This is a genomic window from Paenibacillus aceris, assembly GCF_017874035.1.
GTDB lineage: Bacteria > Bacillota > Bacilli > Paenibacillales > NBRC-103111 > Paenibacillus_E > Paenibacillus_E aceris.
Window position 1 is genome coordinate 695,794 of the sequence record NZ_JAGGKV010000001.1, and the last position, 13,162, is coordinate 708,955.

Annotated in this window: 11 protein-coding genes; all 11 read right to left on the reverse strand. The window is 48.3% G+C overall.

Features of this window, described 5'->3' with window-relative positions:
* Window positions 1–71: 71 nt before the first annotated feature.
* Window positions 72–890 carry a hypothetical protein gene (locus tag J2Z65_RS03350; protein ID WP_244999133.1) on the reverse strand — a complete coding sequence of 273 codons (819 nt, stop codon included), beginning with the start codon at window positions 888–890 and terminating at the stop codon, window positions 72–74.
* Window positions 891–904: 14 nt separating this feature from the next.
* Complete coding sequence (locus J2Z65_RS03355; protein ID WP_167063501.1) at window positions 905–2,119, reverse strand: ABC transporter permease; 1,215 nt, start codon at window positions 2,117–2,119, stop codon at window positions 905–907.
* Complete coding sequence (locus J2Z65_RS03360) at window positions 2,116–2,793, reverse strand: ABC transporter ATP-binding protein (protein ID WP_167063498.1); 678 nt, start codon at window positions 2,791–2,793, stop codon at window positions 2,116–2,118. Before J2Z65_RS03360 ends, J2Z65_RS03355 begins: the two co-directional genes overlap by 4 nt.
* An 84-nt stretch (window positions 2,794–2,877) precedes the next feature.
* A complete protein-coding gene (locus tag J2Z65_RS03365) occupies window positions 2,878–4,608 on the reverse strand; it encodes an alkaline phosphatase (RefSeq protein ID WP_167063496.1) in 1,731 nt (576 codons plus the stop codon).
* 263 nt (window positions 4,609–4,871) lie between these two features.
* The gene (gene dnaJ / locus J2Z65_RS03370; RefSeq protein WP_167063494.1) at window positions 4,872–5,987 is read right to left on the reverse strand and encodes a molecular chaperone DnaJ; all 1,116 of its coding nucleotides are present in this window, start codon (window positions 5,985–5,987) and stop codon (window positions 4,872–4,874) included.
* Window positions 5,988–6,095: 108 nt separating this feature from the next.
* Window positions 6,096–7,940, reverse strand: coding sequence for a molecular chaperone DnaK (gene dnaK / locus J2Z65_RS03375; RefSeq protein WP_167063491.1), 1,845 nt, complete (start codon window positions 7,938–7,940; stop codon window positions 6,096–6,098).
* 68 nt (window positions 7,941–8,008) lie between these two features.
* Complete coding sequence (gene grpE, locus J2Z65_RS03380; protein WP_209855723.1) at window positions 8,009–8,584, reverse strand: nucleotide exchange factor GrpE; 576 nt, start codon at window positions 8,582–8,584, stop codon at window positions 8,009–8,011.
* Window positions 8,585–8,644: 60 nt separating this feature from the next.
* On the reverse strand, window positions 8,645–10,186 hold the full coding sequence (locus tag J2Z65_RS03385; RefSeq protein WP_167064307.1) for a TCP-1/cpn60 chaperonin family protein: 1,542 nt from the start codon (window positions 10,184–10,186) through the stop codon (window positions 8,645–8,647).
* A complete protein-coding gene (hrcA, locus tag J2Z65_RS03390; protein ID WP_167063489.1) occupies window positions 10,183–11,211 on the reverse strand; it encodes a heat-inducible transcriptional repressor HrcA in 1,029 nt (342 codons plus the stop codon). Before hrcA ends, J2Z65_RS03385 begins: the two co-directional genes overlap by 4 nt.
* 111 nt (window positions 11,212–11,322) lie before the next feature.
* Window positions 11,323–11,796 (reverse strand): N-acetyltransferase, encoded by a 474-nt coding sequence (locus J2Z65_RS03395; RefSeq protein ID WP_338111757.1) that lies wholly within the window; start codon window positions 11,794–11,796, stop codon window positions 11,323–11,325.
* Between the two features lie 160 nt (window positions 11,797–11,956).
* Entirely contained in the window at window positions 11,957–13,108 is a 1,152-nt protein-coding gene (hemW, locus tag J2Z65_RS03400) for a radical SAM family heme chaperone HemW (RefSeq protein ID WP_167063483.1), read from the reverse strand.
* Window positions 13,109–13,162: the final 54 nt, after the last annotated feature.

The following is a 13,162-nucleotide window of genomic DNA, read 5'->3' on the forward strand; positions in this document are numbered from 1 at the left end:
CCTAAAAGCTATCGTAGTAAAATCCAGTTTTTAGTTTGCCAAAGTGAGCCCTTTTTATACGGAAAAATGCGCTATTCCTTTATTTTTTCAAAAGATGCATCGTAAAGACGAAACATCGTCTTATAGCCCGATTCATCCAATTTCACTCCTACATCGAGCTTCCCTTTAATGAGCAGCGGTCCGGATGTATATCGGAGCTTAACATCGTCAGGCACGAATACAATCATAATTTTATTCCAATAGGTTTCATCTCCATTATCAAATGGACATTCGGCTCCCGGTTTGGGAATGAGCAAGAACCAGTGCTTGTCAAAGGAAAGCACTTCACCCATAAAGCCTTTTATTTGAACGGTTTTGCCGCTCATATCCCAGAAGCGATCTGATGGCTTATCCTGCTTGTCATCGTCAAAAAACTGATCCCAGTTTATTTCGTTCGACAATGAAGCCGGTGGCTTCGTAGGCTTACTCGGCTCCTCTCCCTTAGTTGGTGGCTGGACGCTTGGCGTCGGAGCAGGAACTGGAGCTGTTTCAGCTTTGGTTGTACCTGCTGTTTCTGCAGTGGGAGCTGCGCTTGGCACAGCTTTAGGGGGCTCAGAGCCCTTAGCAGAAGAAGGTGCGATTGGCTGCGTTTCTTTTATTGAGGCTGCCACTGGCGCTTCGGCAACCGGATTCGGCGACGAGGACGGGACTGCGATTTCCGGCGCTGGCGTACCGGATGGTTTTGCGTTCACAGGTTCTTCAGAGGGCGCTGCAGATGCTGCATTTATTTTCGCCGTCTGTTCCGAACTGCCGAAAGTCTGGCCTGCAGTGTCCGTTTTCTTTTGACCACAGCCTGTGACGAGCAATACGACAACGAAGATCAGCATGTATACCTTTTTTCTCATCATCATTTTCACCTCAAACTTCATGACTTAAATAATTGCAAAGGGTCTACACGATAAGCTTGCAGAGCCGGACCTGCCGAAGCTATAACGCCAATGCCTAACGTTCCCGCAATAAGCAGCCATTCTCCCTGCATGAATTGCCACGATTGCAGTTGCAGACCTGTATATTCGAACACAACTTCACGGCCCAAATAACCGATCAAATGACCTGCGAGAATTCCGCATGCAAGACCAATCACTGTCAGCAATAGACCTTCTCCGATCAAGGAAGACCATATAAACCCTTTTGATTTTCCAATTAGACGCAGTAATGCGACATCTTTTTTTCTCTCATTCACTGCCGCAACAAGAGAGAGCAAGATGGAGCCAGCTGCAAGAAAAATGCAGATCACAGTTACGATGCTCAGCGCCTCGGACCCTTTATCTACAACATTTACGACATCAGCCACCGCTTTACTTGTATATATCGCCTGAACATTGCTCATTTGCCCGTATTTCGACTTAATGGATTGAGCTCCGATCAGCGTCTTAGGCTTAATTAAAATAGAAGTAACTTCCCTGTGCTCGGCATCCTGGCCCTCATGAACGGCCCAGGCATAGTCTAGCGTGGTAAATACAGCTCTATCGTCTGATGTGAAGAGCGGCGGTAAAATACCTACTACCGTATATGTAAAGCTGTGATGATGCTCCTCTTCATCCGCCTCGCCTTCCGGCTCAGCTTCATTTTGCCCTTTAACCAAACCATGTGCGCCTTGAAACTTATCCCCAACATGCAGCCCTAGTGTACTTGCGATGTGAGAACCAACAATGGTCTCCCCAAGCTTTCCATACATGTTCCCTACAGCCATCTGTTTCTCGTTTCCATAGCGGGTTGCAAAATAGCCGGGTTCAATCCCTACAATCGGAAAACCGTTATAGTTATCTCCTGTCGTCATCGCGTAAGCGCGGTCAACGCCCTCATCTTTATGCAATTCGTCCAGCAAAGCAAACGGTACATTCCCTGTTGGAGCCCCGACATGATAATACGTGTTTAAAGCAAGCTGCGAAGCACTGCCCTTGGCACCGATCGTTACTTCGAAGGGACCATAGCCCTTCTCAGCTCCCCGCTCCAACCCTTCACTGCAAAGCAGTAAAATAACAATCAGAGCCGCCGTGACCGTTACCGATAAAATGGTAAGCAGAGAAAGTGTTTTCCGATGAAGCATATTTCTCCAGATTAACCCGATTAATCTCATACGGCATTTCTCCTCGACACCTCATTAATCTCCCCGATTTGAACTCGCTTCGGGTACATTTCCGCCAAATGCAAATCATGCGTAACCGTAACTAGCGTGAGCTTCTCTGACTCGCAAATGTGCAGCAGCAAAGACATCACCTCGCCTGCCGTCTCCCAATCCAAGCTGCCTGTAGGCTCATCGGCCAGCACAAGCTGCGGCTTGGTCAGGAGGGCACGAATGATCGCAGCTCGCTGCTGCTGCCCTCTTGATAGCTCATATGGCATATGATGCTGGCGATCCTTCAATCCGACTCTTTCAAACCAGTCGTCCAACTGCTCTTTTGTCTGCTTCTTTGACCAGGTATGCGGAGCGATAAGCTCCACGTTCTGTCTAGCGGTCAATGATGAAATCAAATGAAAATCTTGAAAAATGTAACCGACATGCTCCGCCCGAAAGCGGTCTCGCTTGCTTTGCGAGAAATCGTGGAGAGGTAGACCGTTCACCCATATTTCGCCTTCGTCTGGAATCATCACACCGCTCAACAGATGCAGCAGTGTGCTTTTGCCGCTTCCGCTAGGGCCGAGCAGAGCGATTCTTTCACTTTGCTGGATCTTCCACACCGGAACGCTTAAAATCGACAGATGCTGTCCATGCATCGTGAAGGATTTTGATATATTATTCATTTCAATCATAGCAATCCTCCAAATTCATAGGTCCATGATAAGAAAAGAGGACAAGGGAAGCGTGATCCCCTGTCCTTTCCTTACCATCAGCCTCTAGTTTTTCACGATACGCTCGTTGCTTGAATCCCATGTCATCGTTTTGCCAGTCAGCTTATTGAAAGCTTCTAGCGGCAGGTATAGCTTGCCATTGTCGACATTGCCAACCAGTGTGCTAGGAGCGCCGTTTTCCGTGATAGCGCCTGTTTCAACAAGGACCGATAATTTCTGGCTGTCTTTGGACAGCGTAACTGTTTTTGTCGCTTCGTCCCAAACAACTTGAATGTCTAATGCTTCAGCAAGTGATTTCGCTGTAAACAACGTCTTATTGTCACGAGTCACTTTGAAGAGCGGGTACAAGTATTTGTCTTGCAATTCTTTCGTCACGGCAGCCAGGTCAGCGCCAATGACTTTTGCCCCGTTTTTAGCAATATCGGTATTATCAACATCGCCTTTAACCAAGGAAGCAATCGGACCGTAAGCCCATACGCCAACATCTACACCCGTATGACCATGTCCCGTCCAGCCAACAGCCAATCGTTTGGAAACGACAGCGTTGTAACCGCCAGCGCGGCCGTAAGAGGAGCCGTCACCTTTCAAAATCAACGCAACTTCTTCGTCCGACAAATCCGTGAAGCCAATGTTGTCGGCAACGATTTTGCGAACGTCCTCAGCGGTTTGCGCTGTTTTCAAAATCGCATCCAAGTACTCATACGAGTGCTTTTGTTTGTTAAACAGATCAACATTCAACTCGTACACATTGTTGATCCCCAAGGATAAACCGCCAGTTTCATGGTCAGCAGTCACAACAACGGAAGTATTGCCATCTTTTTTGGCGAAATCGACTAATGTTTTAAACGTGGCATCCAACTCTAGCATTTCTTGAATGTTGGAAGGCAGATCATTCGCATGGCCTGCGTGATCGATACGTCCTTGCTCAACCATCAGCACGAAACCATCTTTATTTTGTGACAAAATATCCAGCGCTTTTTGAGCCATTTGCGGCAAGCTAGGTGTGCTCGCATCGCGATCCAGTACGTATGGGATTTCGTTCATTGCGAAAAGTCCAAGCGCATGGTCAGCAGTAGCTGGAATTGCATCTAAGCCAGCTTTATCAAACGCTGTTTTGAAGCCTTTTGCTTCATAATCGCCAATGATATTTTTGTCAGTACGTTTCCCTTTTTCATCTTTTGTTACAAAATTTGTTTTACCGCCGCCGAAAAATACGTTAACGCCGCTATTTAGGTACTGGGATGCAATAGCGTTCTGATTGCTGCGTTGACGAACGTGGGACGCCCAAACTGCCGGTGTAGCACCAACAATGCTGTCTGTTGTGACAAGCCCGGTTGATTTGCCCTGCTTCATTGCAGCTTCAATGATTGAACCGTATGGTTTGGCGACGTCGCCGTTGGAAACGCTGATCGCGTTATTATACGTTTTATTACCTGTGGAGAAGGCTGTTGCTGCAGCCGCTGAGTCAGTGACGGCACCGGATTCCGATGTGTAAGGACCAGCTTGTGAGTATGTAGTTGCTTTACCGACATAATACCCGCCATCAAGCTCTAAGCGGTCTTTATTTAAAAACTTTTTGGAGTAGTACCTTGCTGCAGTAACTTCAGCCGGACCCATTCCATCGCCGATGAGTACAATCAAATTCTTCGATTGCGCTGGCGCCGCTGGTACGGATGTCGGAGTCGTTTCAGCTGCGGAAGCAACGCCTGCTACGTTTAAGGCCAGTAAGGAAAGCGTTAGACCGGAACCCATGATTTGTTTCAAGCTTTTTTTCAAGTTGTATTCCCTCCAAATATTAAGTATCTCACGTTATCTAGCATAACGTTCATAGATTAAGAGGGAGTTATCCGTAAGTATTCGCTATGTAAAAAAATCCATATACTGTTTGCTGAATGTAAACTAGCTAATAAAGCCTGTAGTTCCTTAAGCCCCACTCGACCAGGCATGGAAACAAAAAAAACACTCCACTTGGTCATCTTCAACAGATCAATGATCTGTGAAAATTCCAAGGGAGTGTTCCTATAGGGAAAACTCGAATTTTAGTCGCCTAAAAAGGCTCTTTTCATACGCTCGAAAATCGACTGATTCTGCTCGTGCGTATGTTCACCGCTTTGTTTACCGAACTGGCGCAGCAAATCCTTCTGATCTTCGCTCAAATTCGTAGGCGTAACCACGATCACTTTCACGTGCTGGTCACCTTGACCAAAGCCGCGCAAATGTGGTACTCCTTTACCTTTTAAGCGGAAATAAGTGTCAGTTTGTGTTCCTGCCGGAATTTTGAGCTTAACCTTCTCTGTCAACGTTGGGATTTCAATCTCATCACCCAGCGCTGCCTGCATGAATGTTAATGGCACTTCGCAGTAGACGTCGTTGCCTTCACGCTCGAAGAATTCATGAGATTTCACGCGAATAACAACGTAGAGATCCCCTGACGGGCCTCCGCGCGTTCCGCTCTCGCCCTCGCCGGATACGCGAAGTTGTGCGCCATCATCCACACCCGCTGGAATCTTAATGTGGATTGTGCGTTGTTTTTTCACTTTACCTGCGCCATGGCATGTTCCGCATTTTTCTTTGATGATTTTACCTGAGCCGTTACATTGTGTACATACGCGGCGATTCACAATACGGCCAAACGCCGTGTTCTGTACAACTTCCTGCTGACCGCTGCCGTGACAGCCGCCGCAAGTTTCCGGCTTCGTTCCCGGCTTTGCGCCAGAGCCGTTACACGTATCGCAATTTTCAGTTCGCGGAATATGAATATCGGTTTCTTTACCGAAAATCGCTTCCTTAAACTCGATCGTCATCGTGTATTGCAAATCGTTTCCGCGCTGCGGCGCATTCGGATTACGACGGTTCCCACCGCCGCCACCGCCAAAGAACATATCAAAAATATCGCCAAAGCCGCCGCTGAAGTCTTGGCCGCCCATCCCTTGGTTCGGATCAACGTGACCAAAACGGTCATATTGAGCTTTCTTCTGATCATCGCTTAACACATCATAAGCATCTTTTGCTTCTTTGAATTTATCTTCCGCATCAGCAGCTTTGTTCACGTCAGGGTGATACTGACGCGCCATTTTACGGTAAGCCTTCTTGATGTCTTCTTGCGAAGCATCTTTGCCGACCCCAAGCACCTCGTAATAATCACGTTTACTCATTGTTCCACTCCCATGTTCAAGACTACAAACGGAAAGTCAAAGCCACGGGGAACCCCCTTGGCTTTGACTCATTCGTTTCTACACATCCAGCATTACTATAGGATATGTTTATTTTTTTGGTTCGTCAACAACTTCGTAGTCCGCGTCAACAACATTTTCTCTGCCTTTAGGAGCTTCGCCAGCGCCGGCATCAGCCGCGCCATCAGTTCCTTGGGCAGCAGAAGCTTGCTCGTACAGCTTCACAGAAAGCTGTTGGATCACTTCTGTAAGCTCTGCAGTGGCTGCTTTGATTGTTTCGAGATCGTTGCCAGCTAGAGCAGCTGTTACTTTCTCTTTGGCAGCATTTGCTTTATCGATCTCGCCTTGGTCTACTTTGTCACCAAGATCTTTGATCGTTTTGTCAACGGAGTATACAAGTTGGTCCGCTTCGTTGCGAGCTTCTACAAGCTCTTTACGAGCGCGGTCTTCCTCAGCATGCGCTTCCGCGTCTTTCACCATTTGTTCAACTTCCGCATCGCTCAAACCGCTGGAAGAAGTGATTGTAATTTTTTGGCTTTTGCCAGTTCCTTTATCCAATGCGGATACGTTCACGATACCGTTGGCATCGATATCGAAGCTAACTTCGATTTGCGGTACGCCGCGTGGAGCCGGAGGAATATCACCAAGCATGAAACGGCCCAGTGTTTTGTTGCCGCTAGCCATGGAGCGCTCACCTTGAAGCACGTGAATCTCAACGCTAGTTTGATTATCTGCATAAGTGGAGTACACTTGTGATTTCGTTGTAGGGATCGTCGTATTACGGTCGATCATTTTCGTGAACACGCCGCCTGCTGTTTCGATACCAAGGGAAAGTGGCGTTACGTCAAGAAGAACAACGTCTTTTACTTCACCCGTCAAAACACCAGCTTGAACAGCTGCTCCTAGAGCAACAACTTCGTCCGGGTTAACGCCTTTGTGAGGCTCTTTACCTGTCAATTTTTTGATCGCTTCTACAACCGCAGGAATACGTGTGGATCCGCCGACAAGAACAACTTTGTCGATTTGGCTAGTGGAAAGCCCGGAATCTTGTAAAGCTTGACGAGTTGGTCCAAGCGTTCTTTCTACTAGGTGAGCGGAAAGCTCTTCGAATTTCGCGCGAGTCAAGTTAAGCTCCAAATGCTGTGGCACGCCGTCAGCTACCGTAATGAACGGAAGGGAAACCGTTGTTGTCAAAACACCGGAAAGTTCTTTTTTCGCTTTTTCAGCAGCATCTTTCAAACGTTGTACAGCTGCTTTATCTTTGCTTAGATCGATGCCTTGCTCTTTTTTGAATTCGGATACGAGGTAATCAATGATCACTTGGTCAAAGTCATCCCCACCGAGCTTGTTGTCACCGCTAGTCGCTTTAACTTCGAAGAAGCCATCGCCTAGTTCAAGGATGGATACGTCAAACGTACCGCCCCCAAGGTCATAAACAAGAATCGTTTGATCTTCTGTTTTCTCCAAACCGTAAGCAAGTGCTGCGGCTGTTGGCTCATTGACGATACGAAGTACTTCAAGACCAGCAATTTTACCAGCATCCTTTGTTGCTTGACGTTGGCTGTCGTTGAAATAAGCAGGAACTGTGATAACCGCTTGCGTTACCGTTTGGCCCAGGTAAGCTTCTGCGTCAGCTTTCAGCTTTTGAAGAATGATAGCCGAAATTTCTTGTGGTGTGTAGTCTTTGCCATCGATGTGTTCTTTGTGGTTAGTACCAATATGACGCTTGATGGAGCTGATTGTTTTGTCCGGGTTTGTGATCGCTTGACGCTTTGCTGTTTCACCAACAACGCGCTCGCCATCTTTCTTGAAACCAACAACAGACGGGGTTGTACGGTTACCTTCCGGGTTAGGAATAACGACGGCTTCTCCGCCCTCCATAACTGCTACGCAAGAATTTGTAGTACCTAAGTCAATACCAATAACTTTACTCATGTTAAAGCTTCCTCCTTTTGTCCCTAGGGAACATGTGAATAGATTGGATATTTTTAAAATAATAAGATCTACACGCTAACTTTCACCATGGCTGGTCGAATGACTTTGTCTTTAAGAATGTAGCCTTTTTGAAGCTCCTCAACCACAATGCCTTCTTCGTGCTCGTCAGATTCAACTTGCATCACAGCTTGGTGGAATTCAGGGTTGAACGGCTGCCCCACAGCTTCGATCCGCTTAAGACCTTCGGCCGTCAGCAGTTGATCTATCCCGCGGTATGTCATATCCAAGCCTTTTGCCAATGCGTCGAAATCCTTCGTCTCTTTGCTTGATGACAGCGCGCGATCGAAGTTGTCTACAATCGGTAAAAGCTGCTCAATCAATTTAAGTGAAGCATATTTAGCAAAGTCTTCCTTCTCCGCTCTAGCGCGGCGGCGGAAGTTGTCGAAGTCCGCTTGAACGCGTAATAAACGCTGATAGTTTTCTTCGGCTTGCACACGCACCTTCTCCAATTCGCTAGCTTCCTCGGAAGCATCAGCTTGGGAGTCTTGAGCTGCCGCGTCTCCTTGATTTTCAGCGGTTTGCTCGTTGTCGGCTGCGTATGTAGTGTTCACGTCTTGCTCTTCTGTTTTGTTATCAGTACTCAATTGTCCTTCACCTCCTAAACATAATACAACAATTATTCTATATCGTCAGTTTGCCCAGCTTTAACCTTCTTCAAAAGGCTGCTTCATCTTTATAACTGTATGAATACGCAGTACAGCAGCAGCAACTTCTCCTGCAGCCTGCAGCGCATGAATTTTCACATCCGCGGGATCCACAATGCCGGCTTCGACGAAGTCCGTAACCAACCCGGTATCGCAATCGATTCCGAGGCTGTCGGTTTCCAGCGCGATTTGTGCCGCTTTCAGTTCTTCTACCTTCTCTAGCGGATTATAACCCGCATTGACGACAATTTGAGCAAGCGGCTTGCGCAGTGCTCCCGCAACAGCGGCTACACCAAAGCCCTCCATGCCCTTCATTGTCTCGCGAACGCGTTCCAAATCATGAGCGACCGCCATCTCCGCGGCGCCGCCTCCTGGCAAGTACCCTCCGCGCACGGCGGCTTGGACTGCCGAGGCGGCATCCTTCGCGATACGGGAGCGCTCATGCGCCGCTTCGCGCGTTGCGGCGCCAACGATCACGGTCACGTGCTGCTCCCCGTGACCGCCAGCAACGCGCACGCGTTCGAGCCGCTCGTCGTACGCGGCGTAGCCCGCGCGGCCGAGCGCCGCGCCAAGCTCCGGCGCGCTCTTGCGCAGCGCCGTGCGCCGCACCGGCCGGGCGCCGGTGTGTTCGCTCAAGAGCTGCAAGTCCCTGCGGGACAATCGCTGCAGCACGATAATGCCATGGTCGGAGCAGAACTGCTCCGCCTCGGGGTCAACCCCGCGGTCGGAAGCGATCAGACCGACGCCAAGCTCCAGCAGCGATTCGAGTGAGCTGCGGAAGTGCTCTCTCAGCTGCATGTAGCGTCCGAAGCCTGCTTCCGTGACCAGCGACTCCTCGCTGACCGCCTCAGGCTCCAGGCCATCATGCAGCACAAGAATGCGGGCATCTCGCCTTTCTTGCTCGAGATGCAGGTTCATCGGCTTCTGATTCAGCAGAATGCCGGTCCACACCTCGCTGCTCGCCTCTTCATGGGCGAGCACACTGTCCGCGAAGCGGTAGCCGTCTTCGCGCAGCTTCGCCTCCCCGACCGCTTCGGCGGCTTGAACGATGAGCCTCGCGATATCGGTCTGCTCTCGGCCTGCCGTGATGGCAATACGCTTCAACGCGCCATCGTCTAACCCAGTGATCGCGCGGCTCCGGCGCTCCAAGCTTTCTACCGCCAGCTCGATGCCTTGCAGCATGCCGCTGACGACTTTGGCAACCGGAACACCGCGCGTCACTTGCGCCACGCCTTCTTGAACCAGTGCGCCAGCAAGTACTGTAGCCGTCGTCGTTCCGTCGCCGATTTGCCGCTGTTGGCTTCGGGCAACCTGAATCATTAGTCTGGCCGCGGGATGGGAGACGTCCATTTTTTCCAAAATGGTGACCCCGTCATTCGTGATAATCACTTCACCCTGTCCGCCTACCAGCATGGTGTCAAGTCCTTTAGGCCCCAGCGTACCTTCAACCGCAGAACAAATAGCCCTAACGGCTGATGCGTTATTAACTAATGTAGAGTAGCGCTCTTCGCCTTCACTGTGAACCGTCTTCATACCGCTCATTTGCCGTACCAACGTCCCAGCACTTCTTCCATATGCTTAGATAAATGATTCATTAAACTAATGACCCTGCCGTATTCCATCCGTGTCGGCCCCAGAATGCCTATCGTACCCAAAGGCTGACCGCCGATCGAATAAGAGGCCGTAATCAAACTGCAATTATTAATAGCTTCAATACTATTTTCAGCACCGATTTTGATCTCCATGCCTTCATTTGACGGTGTAAACAATTTGATAAGCGTAGGTGCTTCCTCCAATAGATCAAAAATGCTTTTAACCTTTTCAACATCTTTAAACTCAGGCTGTGTCAGCATATTGGTCATACCGCTAAGGAATACGCGATCCTTCTCATCACTTTGAAGCACACTTTCCACAACGGAAAGAAGCTCTTGATAGCCATCCACATATTTGCCCAACTCGCTCGCAACTTCATTGTACAGCCTGGATTTAAACTGAATTAGAGGTACATTCTTCAATTTAGCATTCAGAATGTTTACGACCTTCTCGATCTCCGACATCCGTATGCCTTCAGGAATCGTAACCGTTTTGTTTTCCACATGGCCTGTATTCATGACAATGATTGCAACAGCAGTCGTCTCTGTAAGAGGGATGATCTGCAAGTGCTTCAGCGTGGTACTGAATACCTCCGGCCCAAGCACAATCGAAGTATAATTTGTAAGAGAGGACAGCATTCCAGCGACATGCTGGATGACTCCTTCCATCTCTTGAATCCGCTGCGCAAAAGCACCCTTCATGGAATTGAGATCATTCTCTTGCAAAGTTCCATGCTGCAGCAAGTGATCGACATAGTAACGATAACCTTTGTGTGAGGGAATACGGCCTGCGGACGTATGGGGCTGCTCCAAGTAACCCATCTCTTCAAGATCGGACATTTCATTGCGGATCGTAGCCGGGCTAAAACCGACATTCCCTCGCTTCGAAATACTTCTTGAACCAATTGGCTCTGCTGAACGAACATAATCATCTATGATAGCACTTAAAATCATACGCTGGCGTTCTGTCAACATAAGTACCCCTCCTCTTCACAAATCGCTCTATCATCGCTTTCGTTAGCACTCGTATTTAGTGAGTGCTAAATCCTAATACAAAAATAACAGACCCTAAGGTCTGTTGTCAAGTCAATCCAATCGTTTAAGTACGGCGATTTCGTCGCAGCAATACTGTTTTTTGCAGTGCATACAATCTTTCCAAACCTTCTCCGGAAAAATCTCTTTTGGCACTAAGGTAAAACCGTTTTTTTGAAAAAAAGCAACCTCATACGTCAGAGCCATCACTTTCACAATCCCTTGGCTTCTTGCCTCTTCAACCAAGAAATTCACAAGCTTTCCGCCGATTCCTTGCCCCTTGAAGCCTGGAGTCATACCAAGTGAGCGGATCTCAACAAGATCTGGTCCAAGCCTTGTCAGGGAGCCGCACCCAATGAGCACGCCATCGTGCTCAGCGACGACGAAGGAGTCGATTTGCTCCTCCAGCATCTCTTTGGTGCGCGGCAGCATAATGCCCTGCTTCGCATAGCCTTGTATAATTTCATAAAGCTTCTCGATATCGATGTTCGAAGCTTTCCTAACGGACACTGTAGTTGATGAATTCACTGTCATCCCACCAATCGCAACAAAAATGCACAAAACCCACGCTAGCGCTCTTGCGGTATATCCGCTGAAACGCTTGTGGATTCATGTATAAATATACAGCATTCCGTATATTTGCACAAGGGATTTTTTGTATGATTACCGGTGAAGCCTGATTGTTCCTTTAGGTGAGGAATGAGGCAAATACTTCATTACCAAGCAGGATGCCGTGTTTAGACAATCGATATCCCTCCGGCGTTTGTTCCAGCAGTTTTTTCTGCTCCCATCCCTTTATCGTTTCTCCGAAATGCGATTCAATGCTATCCCCAAACTGTTCTTGGAAATCGGCATTTCGAACGCCTTCCAACAGACGTAAGCCAACCATCATGAAATCTTCCATCGCTTCCTGCCGTGTTACTTCAAATTGTTCCATGATCGGCAATCCTGTCTTTGTCGCATCAATGTAAGGCTGAATCCCTTTTACATTCACATGCCGCTGCCTATTCATATAGCCATGAGCACCCGCACCGAGTCCATAATAGAAACGATTTCGCCAATACATTGTATTATGCTTGCTCTCTCGGCCTGGTTTAGCAAAGTTGCTGATTTCATATTGTTTGTAACCCGCGGCCTCCAGTCGCTTCATGATGAGCTCATACATATCGACTTCTTCATCTTCGCTTGGCAGCGGCAGCTGATTTTTGTTGAAAAGCGTATGAAACAGCGTGTTTTCTTCTACTTTTAAACTATAAATGGAGTAATGCTGAAGATCCAACGACAAGGCCTCATCTAAGGTCGCTTGCATAATGTCGACGGTTTGTTTTGGCAGACCGAACATTAAGTCGATGGACAAATTGGCAAATCCCAGCTTTTTGGCATTTTCTATACTTCTGTGCACATCATCTGTATTATGAATGCGGCCAATCGCCGCCAGAAGCTCATTGTTAAAAGATTGCACGCCGAAGCTGATGCGGTTGACGCCGCCTTCTTTCATCACGGCAAGCTTATCCTCATCCGTAGTTCCCGGGTTGGCTTCCATCGAAAACTCAACTTCCGCTGAATCTGCCGGGAAATAGGTGCGTACCATCCGAAGAAACCGCTCCATCTGATCAGGAAGCAGCACAGTCGGTGTTCCCCCGCCCACGAAAATCGTTTCTACTTTGGACGGCGGATTGTTTTTCACCGTAAGCTCCATCTCCCGCTCCAGCGCATCTAAATATTCCATAACAGGCTGGCCCTTGAGCACATAGGAGTTAAAATCGCAATAATGGCATTTATTCGTACAAAACGGGATATGAATGTACACAGCAGTCGGAGCTGCACTAGCAACTAACATAAGGGTATTTCCTTTCTATCCCGGATAAACGACTTCATCGTCCTTGTGGACAAG